The 16,653-nt window shown below is 63.3% G+C and carries 22 protein-coding genes; 13 read left to right on the forward strand and 9 right to left on the reverse strand.

Features of this window, described 5'->3' with window-relative positions; genetic code table 11:
* Positions 1–67 precede the first annotated feature (67 nt).
* Positions 68–1,144 carry a hypothetical protein gene (locus AB0230_RS08780; protein WP_366375221.1) on the forward strand — a complete coding sequence of 359 codons (1,077 nt, stop codon included), beginning with the start codon at positions 68–70 and terminating at the stop codon, positions 1,142–1,144.
* A 31-nt stretch (positions 1,145–1,175) separates the two neighbouring features.
* Complete coding sequence (locus AB0230_RS08785; RefSeq protein WP_366375223.1) at positions 1,176–1,814, forward strand: hypothetical protein; 639 nt, start codon at positions 1,176–1,178, stop codon at positions 1,812–1,814.
* A gap of 721 nt (positions 1,815–2,535) precedes the next feature.
* Here the strand turns inward: AB0230_RS08785 and AB0230_RS08790 are convergent.
* From AB0230_RS08790 to AB0230_RS08825, 8 genes are all read right to left on the reverse strand, one after another.
* On the reverse strand, positions 2,536–3,021 hold the full coding sequence (locus tag AB0230_RS08790; RefSeq protein ID WP_366375225.1) for a DUF3846 domain-containing protein: 486 nt from the start codon (positions 3,019–3,021) through the stop codon (positions 2,536–2,538).
* 176 nt (positions 3,022–3,197) lie between these two features.
* A complete protein-coding gene (locus AB0230_RS08795; RefSeq protein ID WP_366375227.1) occupies positions 3,198–3,542 on the reverse strand; it encodes a hypothetical protein in 345 nt (114 codons plus the stop codon).
* Positions 3,543–3,754: 212 nt separating this feature from the next.
* Entirely contained in the window at positions 3,755–4,261 is a 507-nt protein-coding gene (locus AB0230_RS08800) for a hypothetical protein (RefSeq protein WP_366375229.1), read from the reverse strand.
* 76 nt (positions 4,262–4,337) lie between these two features.
* Positions 4,338–4,661 (reverse strand): hypothetical protein, encoded by a 324-nt coding sequence (locus AB0230_RS08805; RefSeq protein WP_366375231.1) that lies wholly within the window; start codon positions 4,659–4,661, stop codon positions 4,338–4,340.
* Positions 4,662–4,763: 102 nt separating this feature from the next.
* Entirely contained in the window at positions 4,764–5,372 is a 609-nt protein-coding gene (locus AB0230_RS08810; protein WP_366375233.1) for a hypothetical protein, read from the reverse strand.
* A gap of 448 nt (positions 5,373–5,820) precedes the next feature.
* Positions 5,821–6,165, reverse strand: a complete 345-nt coding sequence (locus AB0230_RS08815) for an Lsr2 family protein (RefSeq protein WP_366375235.1) — start codon at positions 6,163–6,165, stop codon at positions 5,821–5,823.
* Positions 6,166–6,257: 92 nt separating this feature from the next.
* Complete coding sequence (locus tag AB0230_RS08820) at positions 6,258–7,151, reverse strand: hypothetical protein (RefSeq protein ID WP_366375237.1); 894 nt, start codon at positions 7,149–7,151, stop codon at positions 6,258–6,260.
* Positions 7,152–7,211: 60 nt separating this feature from the next.
* Positions 7,212–7,553 (reverse strand): hypothetical protein, encoded by a 342-nt coding sequence (locus AB0230_RS08825; RefSeq protein ID WP_366375239.1) that lies wholly within the window; start codon positions 7,551–7,553, stop codon positions 7,212–7,214.
* Between the two features lie 346 nt (positions 7,554–7,899).
* Here AB0230_RS08825 and AB0230_RS08830 point away from each other — a divergent pair, with 346 nt between their 5' ends.
* The 3 genes from AB0230_RS08830 to AB0230_RS08840 all read left to right on the forward strand — a co-directional run bounded on the left by AB0230_RS08830 (position 7,900) and on the right by AB0230_RS08840 (position 9,712).
* Positions 7,900–8,187, forward strand: a complete 288-nt coding sequence (locus tag AB0230_RS08830; protein WP_366375241.1) for a helix-turn-helix transcriptional regulator — start codon at positions 7,900–7,902, stop codon at positions 8,185–8,187.
* A gap of 167 nt (positions 8,188–8,354) precedes the next feature.
* Positions 8,355–9,191 (forward strand): hypothetical protein, encoded by an 837-nt coding sequence (locus tag AB0230_RS08835; protein ID WP_366375243.1) that lies wholly within the window; start codon positions 8,355–8,357, stop codon positions 9,189–9,191.
* The gene (locus tag AB0230_RS08840) at positions 9,188–9,712 is read left to right on the forward strand and encodes a peptide deformylase (protein WP_366375245.1); all 525 of its coding nucleotides are present in this window, start codon (positions 9,188–9,190) and stop codon (positions 9,710–9,712) included. Before AB0230_RS08835 ends, AB0230_RS08840 begins: the two co-directional genes overlap by 4 nt.
* A 168-nt stretch (positions 9,713–9,880) precedes the next feature.
* Here AB0230_RS08840 and AB0230_RS08845 read toward each other — a convergent pair whose 3' ends face one another.
* Complete coding sequence (locus AB0230_RS08845; RefSeq protein WP_366375247.1) at positions 9,881–10,192, reverse strand: site-specific integrase; 312 nt, start codon at positions 10,190–10,192, stop codon at positions 9,881–9,883.
* Positions 10,193–10,322: 130 nt separating this feature from the next.
* Between AB0230_RS08845 and AB0230_RS08850 the strand changes: the two genes are divergently transcribed.
* From AB0230_RS08850 to AB0230_RS08885, 8 genes are all read left to right on the forward strand, one after another.
* Positions 10,323–10,631 carry a hypothetical protein gene (locus tag AB0230_RS08850; RefSeq protein WP_366375249.1) on the forward strand — a complete coding sequence of 103 codons (309 nt, stop codon included), beginning with the start codon at positions 10,323–10,325 and terminating at the stop codon, positions 10,629–10,631.
* A 10-nt stretch (positions 10,632–10,641) separates the two neighbouring features.
* Complete coding sequence (locus AB0230_RS08855; protein ID WP_366375251.1) at positions 10,642–10,932, forward strand: hypothetical protein; 291 nt, start codon at positions 10,642–10,644, stop codon at positions 10,930–10,932.
* Between the two features lie 324 nt (positions 10,933–11,256).
* On the forward strand, positions 11,257–11,913 hold the full coding sequence (locus tag AB0230_RS08860; RefSeq protein ID WP_366375253.1) for an MT-A70 family methyltransferase: 657 nt from the start codon (positions 11,257–11,259) through the stop codon (positions 11,911–11,913).
* A 53-nt stretch (positions 11,914–11,966) separates the two neighbouring features.
* Complete coding sequence (locus AB0230_RS08865; protein ID WP_366375255.1) at positions 11,967–12,161, forward strand: hypothetical protein; 195 nt, start codon at positions 11,967–11,969, stop codon at positions 12,159–12,161.
* Between the two features lie 13 nt (positions 12,162–12,174).
* Positions 12,175–12,435 carry a hypothetical protein gene (locus AB0230_RS08870; protein ID WP_366375257.1) on the forward strand — a complete coding sequence of 87 codons (261 nt, stop codon included), beginning with the start codon at positions 12,175–12,177 and terminating at the stop codon, positions 12,433–12,435.
* A complete protein-coding gene (locus AB0230_RS08875) occupies positions 12,428–14,605 on the forward strand; it encodes a hypothetical protein (protein WP_366375259.1) in 2,178 nt (725 codons plus the stop codon). Before AB0230_RS08870 ends, AB0230_RS08875 begins: the two co-directional genes overlap by 8 nt.
* A 262-nt stretch (positions 14,606–14,867) precedes the next feature.
* Positions 14,868–15,680, forward strand: a complete 813-nt coding sequence (locus tag AB0230_RS08880; protein ID WP_366375261.1) for a replication-relaxation family protein — start codon at positions 14,868–14,870, stop codon at positions 15,678–15,680.
* Positions 15,677–16,123 carry a hypothetical protein gene (locus tag AB0230_RS08885; protein ID WP_366375262.1) on the forward strand — a complete coding sequence of 149 codons (447 nt, stop codon included), beginning with the start codon at positions 15,677–15,679 and terminating at the stop codon, positions 16,121–16,123. Before AB0230_RS08880 ends, AB0230_RS08885 begins: the two co-directional genes overlap by 4 nt.
* Positions 16,124–16,653 lie beyond the last annotated feature (530 nt).

Genomic DNA, 16,653 nt, shown 5'->3' on the forward strand with positions numbered 1-16,653 from the left:
GAGCCCGGCCAGCATAAGGGCACGTTTGGCGCGATAACCTGAGAGTTCGTGGTGAACCGAGGTGAGCGTGGCTGGACACAAGAAAACGGTCAAGTCCGACGGCTGGGCACTGTTTGATGGGATCGTCCGGACAGCCCCGCTCCGCCACGTGACGCCCTGGCACCACGGCCCTCACGGTCCGGTCTACGAACCTGACTACGACACGCTGAAGATGCTCCTGCGCGTCCCAGCGTTCCTCGGGTCCTCCTCGACCACCGGCCTACCGGCCCTGGCGCTCGACGTCTGGGCCGCCTACGAACTGCGGCGCGCTGGTTTCGAGCCGGATGCCGTGTGGCCTCGCGACGACGTTCCACGGATCCTCCCCGGGCCTATCGCTGGCCTGCTTGAGAACATGGGGAAGGCCGACGCTGCCCGGCTGCGTGAACTTCTCGCGTCGGGAAAGACCTTTGGCGGCACGGTGGCTGCGAGCGCGAAGGTGCTCGGCAAGAACTACGTGAAGCAAGTCGACGTCGTGATGTCCGACTGGGACACCGGCCCCGAACTACTCATCTCGACCAAGAGGATGGACGATTCGTACACCAACAATGCGCCAAACCGCATGGAAGAGAGCTACGGCGACGCGAAAAATCTGCGGAGCCGACACCCTCGCGCCGCGCTGGGCTTCGTCTTCTCGCTGAGGAGCAACGCATTCAGTGAAGCGCCGCGCGCAGCCGCGTGGATCCTCGACCTCCTTGCCAAGCTAGGTCGCGAGGACGATGCTTACGACGCGGTGGCCCTGATCGTGCCTCGCTACGAGTCAGCGGGCACAGGCGAGCGGGACGTGTCAGAAACTCACAGCGACGAAGAGTCGGAAGTGCCTGACGACGCGACTGAGGCTGAGCTTCTCCCACCTCCCGAGATCGAACCGCTCCCCACGAGCGACCAGATGCTGGGCGACCTCCTGGTGCAACTCCAATCGAGTCCGCCGGTGGAGCTCGATCTACACGTCGTGCCGGAGGAGCTTTCTGCGGGGCACTTTTTCGACCACATGATCCGCCATGTTCTCGACAACTCACCGATCACGCGCCACGAGGAGGCCCGACGTCTCCTAAAGGAGGCGGCGGCGGTAGCCTCGACGCCCCTCTCAGAAACGGCGCCCAGGTAACCCCACGCTGCGGCGGCGACAGTACTGCGGCATGCTTCGACACATTGTTCCTCGTTACGACATCGACGTCGATCCAACAGTTCCACCCACCGCAACGTTCTGGGTTCCGTCGCCCGATGAGCTGGAAGAGAACGGCGGTATCGGCGACTTCCACGACACAGAACTCATCGTCACGGACCTCGAAGAGGCCGGCGCCGTGATCGAAGCGGAGCGAGAGGCAGTTCAGTACTTGGATGCCAAATCATCGACTACTCGCGAGTTCGACGATCTCGCGGCCGCGATCGAATGGGAGGCGCCGGACACGCCGAGCGACGAGGCTCCCGACTTCTTTGATCAGGAAGATGCCTGGTACGGACTCAATGGTCTCGAAGTCGGAGTGGCGGGGTTGGTCTACGCGATGAACGCGGTCGGAATCATCACCGCGGCCAGCTGCCGCAGCCACCATCAGGGGCATCGGCCCTGGGCCGACTACCCGACCGTTGTGTTCGCTGCGAATCGTCCTCAAGTCGGGGTTCTGCGCCGTCTCGTCGAGTCCGCGGGTTGCGGATTCGAGATCGACGACGTGGACCGTCCGCGTTTTCTAGCGATCGTCGCACCGAGCGTCGTAGAAATGATGGCTCTCAGTAGAAGCGTGCTGGTCGCTGGCGCGGGTCCGTTCGACTCTGAATGAGAGTTGCCCCTGGCTCATAGCCGAGAGGAATCACATCCGATTGGTGACTGGACAACCATCACGGTCTGGGCACGAAAGGATCGCGAGTAGCAGCAGTGCAGCGCGAGCTCGCGCACTCGGCTCAATGTAAGTCAAGGTCGACGGAAGAGAATCGGCCAGGCGCGACGACAAGAAGTTGGCGGGGCCTTCGTCCAACCCCGTCGCGATAAGAGCATTGAAGAGGAGTTGCGCCGGATCGTCGCTCGATGAGTGGGCTAGGGGCAGGTTCGCCACGCGATTCAGAAGCTCGCATATCTCGTGACTAGCTTTCTTCTCGTCAGCATTCAGAATCGCGAGTACGTTGGTCAACGCTTCTAGGAGCTGAATCGCTTCGCGACGCCGGATACCCATGTTGTGAGCAATGCGCTGTGGACTCGCACGAACAACCGAGGTCTGAGCTCGAGGTGGCCACGAAGGCTCGGGAATGCGCTCTGTCCACACCGCGCTGCCTGAGGGCCGCGCCGAGCAGTATGGGCAACGGGCCTCAACCTCTCGCGACCGATGCCCGTCAATCGGGGCGTTTCTGCAGAGCATTCCCCAAAGGTACGCCTTCGGGACTGCAACAGGTCTGCTAGCTGGCCGGTGAACGTCGGCTCCCGCGGAGGGCAACGGGACGTGTGGCGCGCGGGGTTATGAAAACGGCGGTGCGTAGCTCCAGAGAAGAGCTACTCACCGCCGGGTCTCAAATTGAGGTCGTCACCACGCGAAGGGAGCGTTCTGGCGCGTACTCCATCATGAGTGTCGCGCCGACAACTGCCTCGATGTACGTTTGCAGCTCGCTGGGAGCCGCCCGCCACTCTGGCGAGTTGAGCCGCTGGAGCTCGACCTGACAAAGGGTCATGCCGAGCATCAGCTCTCGCACAGAAGTTGACACGTCGGTGCTTCGTCCGTTTCGATCAGGTAGGCCGACAAGCACCGCGTCACCCGCCAGCCGTGCTCGACCGCGAGCGTGTGGGACGTGGTACCACCATAGATACGTCGCCCGCCGGTTGTATTGCAGACCGCGGATGAGCCCCTCCTCGTTCAGGTACATAGTGCAGCCGAAGCTGTCAATGTCGAGCGCCTCGATCCACCCGCCAACAGCCTTCTGGTAGTCCTCGACCTCCTTGAGCTCAATAGCCCGCATGTCTTCGGCGTCGGACGCCGGGATGATGATGCCTTGCACCATGGTGCTCCTCCTTTGTGCATGCGACCGGGAACCGGGGATGGTTCTCGTGGAATCGCAGAGCACAAACGAGGGGCGTTTATCACTCGCGGCGGGAGGGGAGATGAGGCGGGGCGGCCGGCGAGCGAGCGTCCTGGTGGGACGTCGCTCGAGCCGGCCGCCCGGGTGAGGTGGAGCCGTCAGGTGCCCTGGGGCTTCGCCGGCGTGCGCGGGGTCTTCACTACTGGTGGGGCGTTGAAGATGGCGGCGATGGCGTCGCGTTTGCCTGTCGCCTCGCGTTCGATTTCGTCGCGGACATCCTTCGCGCGGCGTTGGATGTGTGGATCGGTCCGGGCCTTGTCGATCCAGGCTTCGATGGCGAGGCGGACTTCGTCGGTGACGGTCCGGTCGCCCAGCTGGGCGATGATGTCCAGCTGGGTGCGGGTGGACTCGTTGAGTCTGACCGCAAGGGGTTTGATCGGGCCGTAGCCGAGTCCGTTGGCGGACGCTGCCGAGGCGGGCGGGGTGGTGTTGGACTCGCTCATGGGCGTGTCACCTTCCTTGACGGGTGCGGCCTGAGAACTCGGATGGTTCTCTCCAAGACCGCATACCGGCAACGAAGATATGGAGCAGGTGCCAGGGCTGAACTGCAGCACCCGCTGACCCCAGTGAACGACAGAACGTGCACCGTGACAACCGTCCGATCGGACGAGTTCGGGAGAAATCACGATAGAAAAGCGGACCGGACCGCGAGAGCTTAGGAAGGCGGAAGGGAGTGTTCAATCGATCGAGGCCAGGCGCACTTCCCATTGCCGCCCTTGAAATACACGAGACCCTGGCTGCCGATGCTGGACACCACTCCGCTCGAGTAGAACGGGGACTCTTGGATGTCCAACTGATACCGAACACGAACTGCGTCGCCTCGGTTCAATGCGAGCTTCTCGAGTGCGTCGGCCGTCGCAAGCGAGAGAAAGTGATCGATCCATGCTGAGATCTCGGGGCGGCTTTCACCGCTGAGCGTGAATGAGGGGCTCAGCGCAGTCAGGTACCGCACCTGAGCCTCAGTCGGGGGCAACGGGTTGTTTGCTGCGCCGCGAACCCGCGGACCGAGGAACGCCTCGAGGCGAGCGGCGACGACACTGAATGGCGCCGCCGAGTCGATCTGGCAGCCTATCCGCTCGGCGAGTTCTATCTGATGCGATGCAGCGGGGCCGGCGCCTCGTCGTAGCAAGCTCGCTGGCTCACGCCAGTCGTGGAACGTCATGGGCTCATGCTTGTCTAAACGTCCGACATCCCGGGTGCTCTCGTCAGCTCAATCCGGCGTGATCGCGGGTCCGAGTTCAGCAGAGCGGGGTGCCTGGCCACACGGGAGTGGCCTCGTCAGGTTGCACCCACAGCCACAGCACGCCGTCTGCGATGCGCGCGCGGTCCATCGCATCCCCGGGCGGTTCGAGTAGCGTCTGAGCCACATCGGCACCTGTTGATCCCGGGTCGTCATCAACGGCGTGAGGCGGGAAAGTTATGCGACGGCCGAAGATCAGGTTCTCATCGATGGTCCGCCGGTAGACGACACAGACGCTTGTTGGCGACTCCACCCAAGCTCCATAGAGCTGCAACTCGTCGTGAAACGCCATCGTGACGTCGCGGACCATGGCGGTCAGCATGGTCGTTGCGTCCTGAAAACTTCTTGGGTCCACGTGTTCGCCGATCTCTTGGTTGCACCTGCGGCGGAGTGATCGTCGGTCGCTCCACCGCAGGTGCTTTTACTAGGACAGCTTCGTGTACGAACCGGTCAGGACTACTTCGCCGCTTTCGACCTGCTGGAACAGCTCTTGCATCTCCGTGCTCTCATACAGCTCTTGCTGGGACTTCTGTTGCATCGGTGTGAGCCCCTGCTCGACGGCAGGAGTCGGGCTGACCGAAGGCGTGGTGGCCTGCGAGCGAGACAAGGATGAGACGCCCGCCGCCGCATTCTGGAAGGAAATGATGACCCAGCTGGGGCACTTCTTGGCACCACCCTGCTGGCAGTACATCGTCTGCAGCCCCATCTTCCCCTTAACGGGCCACCCGAAGTACTTGTCGTAGCTCTGCGGCTGGTAGATGCCCCATACCTCACGCTCGTCCACGACCTTGCACGTGCGCTTACCGCCGCTGGTGGTGCATTCCTGCTTATACGCCCACGCTCGCATGCGCCAAGACCCATTTCTTTGCTGCGTCCGGTCGGTGGATTCGAGGACGTACTTCTGCGCGGTCAGAGACGGCAGGTTGTGGTAGTGCCAGGCCTTATCCATGCCGAACCCCTGGTTAGCGTCGGCGTCGTAGAACCCGCGTCGGATGGGGATACCCCCGAGTACGGGGTTGTTCGCCGTCGTCATGATCTGGTCGGTCCGGTAGCCAGCGGGCGGAGGCGCCGCGTATGCGGGTGCCACGCTGATGGCGAATGTGATACCTACGGCTGCAAGAGCAGCACCAAGGAGTCGGAGTCCTGCGCGTCGCTTCATATTTCCCCCCAATTGAAGCGGAGACGGCCAGTCGGTCAACTGGCAGGTACGCCCCCACGGCCGGCCGAAATGCGAACCGGCCAACCTCATGCATAGCGTATACAGGCCGATCACTCAGACTCAGCCATTTTCAGCAACTGTTCATCGCGCCGCGCACACGGGGTCAGATCGAAAGGCATAGCGACCCAAGCGAATCGGCGCGTCGCGGAGGACGTGCGGAATGGAGGCAGGTGTTGGGGGGACCCAGGTGGTCAGCGCGCAGGTGCGAAAGGATCTTCCATCGGAACGACCCCGCATCGCCAGGGGCCGTTCCGACATTGAGTTAGCTGGCCGCAGATCTGTAGGCGTCAACGACGGTCGAAGGCACCCGTCCGCGGTCACTAACAGTGTGACCGTTGGCACGAGCCCACTCACGTACAGCGCCAAGGTCGAGGTCGCTCTTCGCGCGAGCCGTGCGGTTACCTCGCGCCGACCCGCTGGAGCTCACTGAGCGAGCCGCATCGACGTAGGGAGTCAGTGCTTTGTAGAACTTGTCGGCGTTGCTGTCCGAGAGGTCGATCTCGTACGCGCGGCCTTCAACAGAGAAGGTGATCTGCTTTCCTTCACCCTGCTCGAGGACGGTTCCATCGAGGTCGTCGGTGATTTGAGAAATGTGCTTAGTGGCCATACCTGGATCCTATTCGCGTCGCGGTTCAGCATTCATCGGTGACTCGCTAAATCCGCGGGATCGAAGCGGACCGTTCGATCTGCCTTCAGGCGTTACGGAGCTTCACACGTTGCTGTCGAGACGAGCACCGGGAGCATCTTTTCGCTGGCGCAGACGCTGTCAAAACGTGAGCCATCCCCGGCGGAGTATGTGATGCGGTACCCGTCGGGGTGCGACAGGCTTTCGCTCATCTCCGCCCAGGATGCCTCGGGGATGCCACGTAGCAGCGTCGAGATCTCTCCTCCGTTAGGAGTACCTCCCCACACCTTCAGCGGGTAGGTTGCCCCCGCGGACACCGTCTGCCCGCTTTCCATGCGCCCGTACCCCATCACCCACTTGCAGCTTCCGTCCCACGATTGGATCGCTGCGCAAACAAGACTGTCCTCGTTGTAGACGGCACTGAAGAGAAAAGTTGGGAGGTCGAGCGGCGAAATGATCCCGTTGACTTCCTTGAAGGTGATGTCGCGCTGCGGGGTGGTGTTGGTGATCGACATAGACATCCCCATCGTCCGCTTGGCCGCGGTAACCCCGGGTGGTTCGGTCGACGGGTCGGCGGTGACATCGAGGAGCCGGAAGTCGACGGCGAGATCAAACGTGTAGCCCTGGTCATCACTGATGGGGAAGACCTGCTTCAGCGAGCTCAGTGCTGGCTCAGGTTGGCTCGCAGCCTGGACGAGTGCATCCGTCCAGGCGAGGTCGGGCTCGTTCGCGCACAGCTCGATGGCGTCGTTCAGGATCTCTTCGTCCGTCCCAGAAGCGGCGTCTCGTGAAGCTTGAAGTACAGCACCGTCAGATAGGTCGCGGCAATACTCTGCGACGGCCGTAGCGGGTGTGTTGTCGGGCGGGTCAACTGGTTGCGAGGTCTGCGCCGCGCATCCAGCGAGCAGGATGGCGCTCGCGCCGAGCGAGGCGGCGAGCCGGAAGTGTGGATGACGGGTGCTGTGCATCGGGCTCCTATCTGAGGCGCTGGCGGTGACGTTGGCTGGGGAGGTGGACGGGGAGAGTCGTCAGTCGGCGAACGAGCCCTCGAATATGACCAGTGGCGCATCATCGAAGTAGTCGCCGTAATGGAGCGGATCGCCCGCCGGGTAAGCGTTAGCGATTGCCCAATTGCCACCCTCGGCCCACCGGGCGGTTTCGTCCTGCGCGTAGCCGGCGGCACCAAGCGCGCCCGTGATGGCAGCGACGGTGGCCTGATCCCCATCCGGATAGAAAGCCAGGTAGGCCGTCGAGCCGACGTACCCAGAACTGCCGGTATAGATACACGCGACGCCGTCCGGTACGGACACTCCGAGGCGTGCGCCGAGTTCGGCACTGGTCATCGCCTGAGCCGGTTCGCCGAACTGCATCTGCAAATCCTGACGGAGCTGGTCGGGGCAGGTAGGCACAGCAGGAGGGATCACCGCCGAGGACGGCTCGGACTCGTCGGTAGCCAACGACGGGTTTACGGCGCACCCCAAGAGTGCGGCTGCCAGCGTCACCCCTCCAAGAACTCCCGCCATGAAGCGGCGGGAGTGGCCAGAACGGGCGGTTGCGACTACTCGTGGGGAACGTGCCGAGGTGAGCTTTGCGTGGGACATGGCGGGCTCTCCGGAGGTCGAGTGAGCGCCTGTCGGGGACGGCAGGCAGGGTACGTCCGGAGATTACCAATTTCTATTGGTTACAGCCAACTCTTCTTGGTTTCAGGGTTGAGTAGTGAGTACCAACCCCGCGAGCACGCCCGAATGGGCCGAGTTCTCGCGGGAGCTCGGGATGAACCTCCGACGGCGACGAGTCGCGTTGGGGCTCACGCAAGAGGCTGTGGCAGAGCGGGCCGGGATTTCCCTGTACGCGTATCAGCAGTATGAGCGCGGAGCGGTGACGAGCGGCGGGGCAGCGACAAATCCGAGGCTTGCGACTGTGCTCGCCCTTTGCGAGGTTCTTGAAGTGGCGCTGGACGTCATCCTCCCGTTCGTCCCCAAACTGCGCCTTGGCTCCTACTAGGCGGGGTCGGGGGCTGATCGTGAGCTCCCTCTACCAATGGGCATGGGCGTGATCGCTGCGGAGCGCCGCTCAAATCCAACCGCGCGCGATGAGATACGAATCCCGTCTAGCGAGATCGATCTTATGACCTCTAAGCTGACGGCACGAGCCGCAGGGGTGGGGGTGCAATGGCGAAGGATGCAGGACGCTATCTGTTGGATAAGGTATTCGGCAGCTTCGTTTCGGTCGCAGTTTCCGCTGTTCTCACGGGCTTGATTGCTTCGGGGATTGCAATTGCCGCAAACGTTGGTCTTGTTATGGCCTTAGGTATCGGCCTATCAATTTTCGGCGTTCTCTGTATCGGGGGAACGGGTTTCGTGCTTTATCATCGCCGTCGCACGAACTCGTATGTTTCGTATCCAGAGGTGAAGTTCGCAACCCGGGTGATTAAAAAGCACTATACGTACGCCATTGGCGCAGACAACCTTATGAGGTTCACGCGGACGCTTGAGCTTGAAGCCCTGTCGGACAATGTCGATAGATACACGGATAAATTCATGTGGACGGGCGGCGAGTCTGACATACCGCGACCGGGAGAAGGTGTTGTAGAGACTCGACGTCTCATAAAGGCCGGTATTTGGACATACTACGATTCCATGTTTGATCGGGTGCTTCGACAGGGCGAGCGGATAACAATCACCACATATTGGCCCCCTCTCGCCAATTGGGCTCAGTCGAACCCGTTCGTTTCCACAAGTGCCGAAGAGAAGACCGATCTGATTGAGTTCACGGTCCGAATTCCAGCATACGTTCGCGCGGGTAACCGTGTTATAATGGAAGAAATGCGTAGCATTGAGTCTCCATACCCCTTCAAGACGCATCCTGACCTTTCTTTCCAGGATGACGAGTTCCATGTTTCGATCAAGCCTGAGCCATATCGGCATTATCGGGTGCGGTGGTCTTGGCGCGGTGCAGACCAAGTGGTAACTATCGCTGAGGCGGTCGCAGAAACGGAAAACTCATGACCGTGCAAAGAATTGAGCAGTCGGATCCGCGCATACCGAACGCGATTTTGGGGAAAAGACTGGGGCAAGTTGGGCGCGTGGTTGACGAGAGTCTTCTGGCTGAAGCGAAAATTGTTGCTGATGACCTAATAGACACAATGAATTCGCAGCCATTGTGCGTTGGTCTTGCGGCGAATCAGATTGGGTCAGACCTGAGTCTCGCTGTCGTCTCGTTTCCTTCGAGCGATCGCCCTCCGTTGGTTCTTGTGAATCCGAGAATAGTTTCTTTATCAGGCAAGCGGGACAAGAAGCGTGAGTCTTGCATGTCCGTCTGGGGTATGATGGGCGAAGTCGAACGGCGGACAAAAGCTCTTGTCGCTTATCAGGACATGAATCTCGCGCCCCACGAGGAGAATTTCGAGGGTTTCCAGTCACGTATCGTGCAACACGAAATTGATCACCTCAACGGCATACTGTTTAGTGATCTTGTACAAGCTGGGGCATTGTTGGAGACTACCCTGTTTGAAGGGTACGAACCATAGAGTATACAAGGAGATAATGTATGTGTGTTTGAATGAACAAGACGACGCAAGGGGCGACCATTTGGTCGCCCCTTGCGTCTTTTGGATTGCCCCTCTAGTTTGAACTTGCGACTCGCGAGAGACCCATTTTTTCCCGGAAGAAAAGGATCAGGCTCGGGTGGGGAGCCTTCACTCGTCCAACCTTGTTTCACAAAGTAGGCGAAGAGTGGTGAGCCTGCGCCTAATGGTGCTTTCGCTGTACTTGCGTCGCCTCAACAGCGCCGCATACTGCTTCTGGTCCTCCTCTGTGAGCGTCAGCACGTCCTTGTCGCGCGCCACGGCCCACTCAAGCCAGTCCTGAAGATCTGCCCAGTAGGCGCGGGCGGTGTTGTAGCCGTAGTTGACCAACAACGCTTCGCGGCGGTCAGCGAACTCTCGCAACCGTTCCGGGATCTCCGGTGCGAACGGCATGAAGTCGTCCGGATATCGCCCGTCTGCCATGCCTTCAGAGTAGCAGTCTGTGTTATCACGCTTATGCTTTAGCCCAGATCAAATGCCGTTTTAAGCTGCCCTTCGTCACCACTTCGGTGGCCCTGGTCTCAGGACCAGGTCAGACGAAAGGAGTCGTCTCATGTTCGAGGCGAAGAAGGAGTTGGCACCACTCGGCGGCGCGTTTAGCTCCACCGGGCTGGCTCAGATGGGCGCTGGAATGCAGCGTCAGACGAGCCGCGAGGTGGAGCGTGTGCAGGGTCACGCCATCGTGGCGGAGGTGCACGAGCAGGCTCGCGCGTTCCTCGGGCACACGATGCTGCAGAACGTCGGTGCGCTGACGTCGCTGGAGCAGCACCTGATCCAGGTGGCCCCGCTCGGGGAGGCCCGCTACAAGCACATCGTGGACGCCTACGCGATGGGCGCCGCTCAAAAGCTCGCCCGCTGGTGACCCTGTGCCTGTGCCCGTGGTCGACGTACTCAGCATCCTGGGCGTCTACGCGGCCGTCTTCGCGATCTACATCGCGGTGCTCCTCGTGATCGCCTTCGGACGCCGACCGCTGGAGGACTGGATCCGCTCCCGCCGCGACCGTAAGCGCGCCCGTATCGAGGCGGAGCTCGACCGCACCCAGACGGAGCTCCGCCAGACGATCCTTCAGCTCGCGGTCGCCATGAACGGCGACGCGCTGGAGGCGCGCAAGGCGCTCATCCGCGAGTCGTACCTGGCCCGCGGCGAGGTACCCAAGGACTAGATCCTCCAGACCGGCCGGGGCGGTGACATCACAAACGTGTGCGTGGATTGCACCGCCCCGGCCCTCTTCCTTGCCGCCCCGCCGAGCCCCGGCGCGGGCGGCGTTCTCTTCCTGTGGATGAGGGCGTGTGCTTTACGCAACACGCTCCCGGTTATCCACACCCCTACCTCTGACGGGCCGTCGGAGCGGTGTTTCAGCCGCGCGATCGGACGGTTGCTGAATCGCAGCTGAGAGCGCATAACCAGGGGGCAGCCCCGCACGGCCTCTCATATCCGGCCGTCATTCCCAGCGGGTGAAGACCGCTGCGGGAAGGAGCACATTCTCATGCACACCACCAACACCACCCCCGAGCCGTTGGAGGCCGTCGGCACCCCCGACGAAACGCCCCCAGACTGCCGGGCCCAGTACAAGACGATCCTCGTCGACCCGCCCTGGCCCACGGGCCAGCAGGGCAAGTACGGCGCGGGGCACCACTACAACCTGATGACCCTCGAGCGCATCAAGGCGATGCCGGTCGGCGACCTCGCCGCCGACAACGCCCACCTCTACCTCTGGTGCTACCCGGCCACCCGGTACATCGCGGAAGACATCATGCGCGGCTGGGGGTTCGACTTCAAGGACGAGTTTGTCTGGGGCAAAGACCAGATGGGCCTTGGTCAGTACTTCCGCCACGCTCACGAGACGTTGCTGCTGGGGGTGAAGGGGAAGCTGGCGGTGAAGTTCCGCGGGCAGCGGTCGTTCACGATGCTGCCTCGCCAGGACCACTCCCACAAGCCGGAGGAAGTCCACGTCATGATCCAGCGCCTCAGCCCCGGGCCGTACCTGGAGCTCTTCGCCCGCCGCCCGATGCCGGGCTGGGACGTCTGGGGGAACCAGGTCACTTCCAACATCTCCATCCCGGGCTATCCCGTGCCCAGCAACATCACGACGAATTCCGTCGACAACCGCGCCGCCCCGGGGCAGGAGATCGACCATGCCTAGCCTCATCACCCCGATCTTCACGTCCCTCGTCGACCATCTGAATGGAGTACTTTATGTCCTCTTCCGACCGTGGCCCGCTGGAGGCCGCGAAAGCCCTCGCCTGGACCGTGTTCCTCGTCGCTTTGCTGCTCTGCGGAGCCGTCTGGCTCGTCCAGCAGGTCTGGGTGTGGCTGCTCGTCATCCTCGCCGTCGTCCTGGTTCTGGGCGCGCTGGTGTGGTGGCTGCGCGTGCGCCGCGACCGCTGGTGAAAGAGGCCCACCTATGAGCCGCTCATCCTCTCCGAAAAGGGGGCGGGGACGTCCCCGCCGCGAGTATCGCATCCGCGTCCGCGGCGAACGCCACGCGCAACCGGACTACGACAAACTCGCCCGTGCCCTCCTCGAGCACGCCGCCATGGAAGAAGCCAAGCGCCGTACGAGCGTCAGCGACACGACTGACACCACAGCGACGACGGGCACCAAGATCAACGGCGTCGACACCCCGTCGAGCGACGACTCCGACGACGGGGACGCCGATGACTGACACCTGGCGTCAACTGCACTGGCCGCGCCCCTTCGACGCCGCCATCGCACTTGGCCTTCTCGAGACGCTCGCTGCGGATGAAACCCGCGGCCCGGTGGTGTTCGAAGCCCGCGCTGAGGGCGGCAACATTCGTCACCTGATGGGTGGGCAGCCGATCACGCTGTCCGCGGTGAGCAGCGTCCTTCGTCGCTTACTTCCCGGGGTCGCTATGACAGACCTCGAATCCAACCGAGTGCCGGTGGAGCGGGCAGGGCGCGTCCGGATTCGTCAGCGCAACCTCGGCCTCAGCCTCGACACGACGGGCGCAGCCCTCCGTGCCCTCTACGCCGCCTTGTCTGGGGCGGTGGGGAAGGGGGACGTGCTGGTGCTGCAGGTCATCCTGGGAGCCAGTGTCCCGCCGCAGCCGCTGCCGGCCTCCACTCCGGATCCGAACCTCAGCTTGTTCGACCTCATCACCAAGGGGAGTCGCCCCGCTCCGTCGGAGATCCGGGCGGACCTGCGCGACAAGCTGGCCCAGTACCGGTTCCGTGCCACCATCCGCATTGGCGTCACCGCCGCGAGCTCCGTCCGCCGTCGCCTGCTCGTGCACGCCGTGCTCGCGGCTCTGCGGCAGCTCCAGACCGGCTCGACCCGCATCGACCTCGTCTCCGACCGCCCCGGGCTGGTCGACGACGCTGTCATCCCGGCGAAGAAGCCGCTGCGTCTCACGGCTGCCGAAGCCCTCTGCCTGGTCGGCTGGCCCACCGGCGAGACCGCGCTGCCCGGCATGCCGCCGGTCTACCCCCGCCAGATCGCCGCACCCACTGGATACAAACCGAGCAAGGAGCGCGTGTTCGCGCGCACCAGCGCCCCCGGCCCGAGCCTGCCGGTCGGGATCTCTATGAAGGATGCGGTCCGCCACACCCACGTCATGGGACCTAACGGCGTCGGCAAGAGCACCGTGCTGCTCAACCTCATCGCCGCCGACATCGCCGCGGGCAGGAGCGTCGTCGTCATCGACGCCAAACGTGACCTCGCAATGGACGTCCTCACCGTCATCCCGGAGTCCCGCGCCAGCGACGTCGTCGTCCTCGACCCGATCAGCCCCGACCCGGTCGGGCTGAACCCCTTCGCCGGGGCGGGCGACCAGGCACCGCTCATCGCTGATCGCCTCCTCGCGGTCTTTCGCAGCCTGTTCCCATCCGCGTTCGGGCCGCGCACCAGCGATGCCGTCCACGCTTCGCTCCTGACTCTCTCGGGGAGAGAGGGCTCGACGCTGGCGGACCTGCCCCGGCTGCTCACCGACGACCCGTATAGACGCAGCTTCACAAAGACCATCACCGACCCGTCGCTGATCGAGTTCTGGGCGGCGTACGACGCCATGAGCGCCGGAGCCCGCTCCGCCATGATCGGCCCCGTCCTTACTCGGCTCCGTCAGTTCCTGCTCCGCCCCTCCATCCGCGCGGTGCTGAATCAGGCTGCACCGCGCTTCGACCTCCGCGACCTGTTTGATAAGCCGCGCATCCTCGTTGTCCCTCTGAACCGGGGTCTGCTCGGACCTGTCGCGGCGGAGTTGGTCGGGTCGCTTCTGGTGAGCCAGCTCTGGCAGCTCACCCTCGCCCGGGCGGGTGTGCCGAAGGAGCAGCGCCGCCCCGTCTCGATCTACCTCGACGAGGCGCAGATGTTCGTGAAGCACGAGTCCGATCTCGGCGAAGCCCTCGAGCAGTCGAGGTCGATGAACGTCGCCTGGCACATAGCCCACCAACACCGTGCCCAGATGCCGCCCAGCCTGCTCGCCGGTATCGCCGCCAACGCCCGGAACAAGATCCAATTCCAGGCAGACCCCGTCGACGCCGCGGCCGTCACGAAGTACTCCGTGCTGACACCGGAGGACGTCATGAAGCTGCCGCCGTACCACGTCTACGTGGACCTCATGGCTGATGGCGTGCAGTCCGGCTGGTTCTCAGCCATCACGCTGCCGCCACCCGTCACCCTCTCTGACCCCGACGCCGTGCTGGCCGAAAGCCGCCTTCGCTATGGATCCCAGGTCAAGCACCAGAACCCGACCGCGACCGACCCGTTCGCCTCGGCCTCGAAACAGGGTGACGCGGGCATCACCCTCGAGGGTGACGGAGCGGGTGACGAGGGTGACGCTGAGCCCATCGGACGACGCCGAAAGGCCCGCCCATGACTACCCAACTCGACCTTCAGAGAAGAGGGCAGCGGTGTCCGGTCGCCCGTCCATTCGACCGTCCGATCGCCGAGACTTCGGACCCAGATGTACCGCGTGTTTCTGCGGTTCCTGGCTTCGGTTGGGAGCGGACTACTCCGCCCCTGGCGGAGTCCCGGGCCGCCCGCGAACTTGCCGGCCCCAGTCAGCGCCGCTCGCGGCCAGAGAGGGGACGCCCATGACGATGCATGTCCCTCGAACAGGAGCCGGACCATCCAAGCTGGTGGTGCTGCGCACCGAGCTCTCCGGCCGGGACGAGGAAATCCTGACGTTCCTCAACCGACACCGCTACGCCACCACCACGCACATCCGCGACGTCTTCTTCGCCGAACACACCACACCGACGGCGGGTACCCGTGCCTGCATCCGGGTGTTGCACCGGCTCCTGCACAACCGGCTCATCGCGAGGTTGGAACGCCGCGTCGGCGGCACCGCCCGCGGCTCTGCGGCCACCATCTGGTACCTCGACGCGGCCGGCGAACGCCTCACCCGACCGGAAGGCGCGAGGCGTCGCCGTTTCGCATCCGTGTCCACACCCTTCCTGGCCCACATCCTGGCCGTCACCGACACCCACGTCGCCCTCATCGCCCGCGCCCGCACCGGGGCGTTCCAGGTTGAGCGGGTCGATCTCGAGCCCGACACTTGGCGGTCGTTTCTCACCCGAGCGGGCACGGCCGGGATCCTCAAGCCCGACCTGTTCGTCCACCTCGCCACTACGGACTACGACGACCTCTGGTACCTCGAGATTGACTTAGGAACCGAAAGCATCCCCGTGCTCCTCGCCAAGTGCTGCACCTACACCGCCTACAAGGCCACCGGCCGCGCTCAAGCAGAACACGGCGTGTTCCCGCGTGTGCTCTGGATCCTGCCCACAGCCGCCCGGACAGCCCGCCTCCGTGCCGCCATCCACGCCGCCGCTGACCTCGACGACCGGCTCTTCGTCTGCACCACCTTCGACGCGTTCCTGGCTGCAGTAGAAGACCCGGACGTATCCAGTGAGCCGACGCCAAACAACCAAGAGAGGAGGAACCCATGACCCCCGAAGTACCACCCCCGCCAGAACGCGAACCGTCCTACTCCGACGGCAACGCCCCATTCGGCCCCGAAGCGGCGGCGTCCGTGGAGCGGTCGCTGGCCGCACTGCGCGACCCCGATGACGGTCTGCGCATCCTCCAGGGGGTAAAGAACAACGGTGTCGCCTTCGCCGCGTTCCTGCTGCTAGCCGACACGAACCTGGCCGATCGAGAGATCATCGACCGGTTCCACGAAAGCTATGCCGACGCGTGGGAGTACTTTGCCCAGTTCCGCCACGACGTGCTCGAAGGACTCGGCTGGCTGCAAGCCCTGGAGAAGGTCATGAGCGAACAAGGCATCCCCGACGACCATCTCACTTGGAACCACGCCGCCATCGACAAGCAGATCCTCGACACCTACGACGTTGTCCACCTCGACGGCTGGTGGCACGTCTTCAATAAGTAGATGCGCGAGTTTTCCCCAGATCAGTGATGGCAAAACCACAACGCCAAACATCTCGACTTAAGAGGTGGAGTGAGCGTAAATCAAGGAGCTAAGTCCGCCCGAACTCGGGCAGAAAAGGAGGACACTATGACGCACCACAAAACGAACACCCGCCACGAGCACCCAGTCCCGCGAGCACACGCTGACCCAGCAGCCATGCCAACGTCGAACGGGGCGCCTGCCCGCACGATCGTCCCGGGGAGCCCCGCGCACCACCTCATGCAGGAGCTGGTCCGGATCTTCCAGGGGCTCGCGGCGGAGCACCACGGTCGCGCCGTTCGCGAAGGAAAAGCCCGAGCGAAAGCAAGACGTCTCGCCGAACAGCGGGACAGGGCCAGCGCCGTCACTAGCGACGAGACTGAGCCGCGCCGATGAGCAGCGACCTCGAACCCCGAACGGCACCCGGACGTCGCCGTACCTCATTCGCAGGCTGGGAGCACCTCCTCGGCCTCGACGGGTCGGCTCCGCCTGAGTTCGACCTCGGTATCCAG

Origin of the sequence: Microbacterium sp. NPDC089190 (assembly GCF_040701795.1) — a bacterium.
Taxonomy (GTDB): domain Bacteria; phylum Actinomycetota; class Actinomycetes; order Actinomycetales; family Microbacteriaceae; genus Microbacterium; species Microbacterium galbum.

Coding starts and splice junctions, on each gene's coding strand:
- AB0230_RS08865 (WP_366375255.1), top strand. CDS start 11,967: ATGTCCTCTTCCGACCGTGGCCCGCTGGAGGCCGCGAAAGCCCTCGCC.
- AB0230_RS08805 (WP_366375231.1), bottom strand. CDS start 4,661: ATGCTGACCGCCATGGTCCGCGACGTCACGATGGCGTTTCACGACGAG.
- AB0230_RS08870 (WP_366375257.1), top strand. CDS start 12,175: ATGAGCCGCTCATCCTCTCCGAAAAGGGGGCGGGGACGTCCCCGCCGC.
- AB0230_RS08850 (WP_366375249.1), top strand. CDS start 10,323: ATGTTCGAGGCGAAGAAGGAGTTGGCACCACTCGGCGGCGCGTTTAGC.
- AB0230_RS08825 (WP_366375239.1), bottom strand. CDS start 7,553: ATGCAGTTCGGCGAACCGGCTCAGGCGATGACCAGTGCCGAACTCGGC.
- AB0230_RS08860 (WP_366375253.1), top strand. CDS start 11,257: ATGCACACCACCAACACCACCCCCGAGCCGTTGGAGGCCGTCGGCACC.
- AB0230_RS08810 (WP_366375233.1), bottom strand. CDS start 5,372: ATGACGACGGCGAACAACCCCGTACTCGGGGGTATCCCCATCCGACGC.
- AB0230_RS08840 (WP_366375245.1), top strand. CDS start 9,188: ATGACCGTGCAAAGAATTGAGCAGTCGGATCCGCGCATACCGAACGCG.
- AB0230_RS08875 (WP_366375259.1), top strand. CDS start 12,428: ATGACTGACACCTGGCGTCAACTGCACTGGCCGCGCCCCTTCGACGCC.
- AB0230_RS08795 (WP_366375227.1), bottom strand. CDS start 3,542: ATGAGCGAGTCCAACACCACCCCGCCCGCCTCGGCAGCGTCCGCCAAC.
- AB0230_RS08800 (WP_366375229.1), bottom strand. CDS start 4,261: ATGACGTTCCACGACTGGCGTGAGCCAGCGAGCTTGCTACGACGAGGC.
- AB0230_RS08815 (WP_366375235.1), bottom strand. CDS start 6,165: ATGGCCACTAAGCACATTTCTCAAATCACCGACGACCTCGATGGAACC.
- AB0230_RS08785 (WP_366375223.1), top strand. CDS start 1,176: ATGCTTCGACACATTGTTCCTCGTTACGACATCGACGTCGATCCAACA.
- AB0230_RS08835 (WP_366375243.1), top strand. CDS start 8,355: ATGGCGAAGGATGCAGGACGCTATCTGTTGGATAAGGTATTCGGCAGC.
- AB0230_RS08885 (WP_366375262.1), top strand. CDS start 15,677: ATGACCCCCGAAGTACCACCCCCGCCAGAACGCGAACCGTCCTACTCC.
- AB0230_RS08790 (WP_366375225.1), bottom strand. CDS start 3,021: ATGGTGCAAGGCATCATCATCCCGGCGTCCGACGCCGAAGACATGCGG.
- AB0230_RS08845 (WP_366375247.1), bottom strand. CDS start 10,192: ATGGCAGACGGGCGATATCCGGACGACTTCATGCCGTTCGCACCGGAG.
- AB0230_RS08820 (WP_366375237.1), bottom strand. CDS start 7,151: ATGCACAGCACCCGTCATCCACACTTCCGGCTCGCCGCCTCGCTCGGC.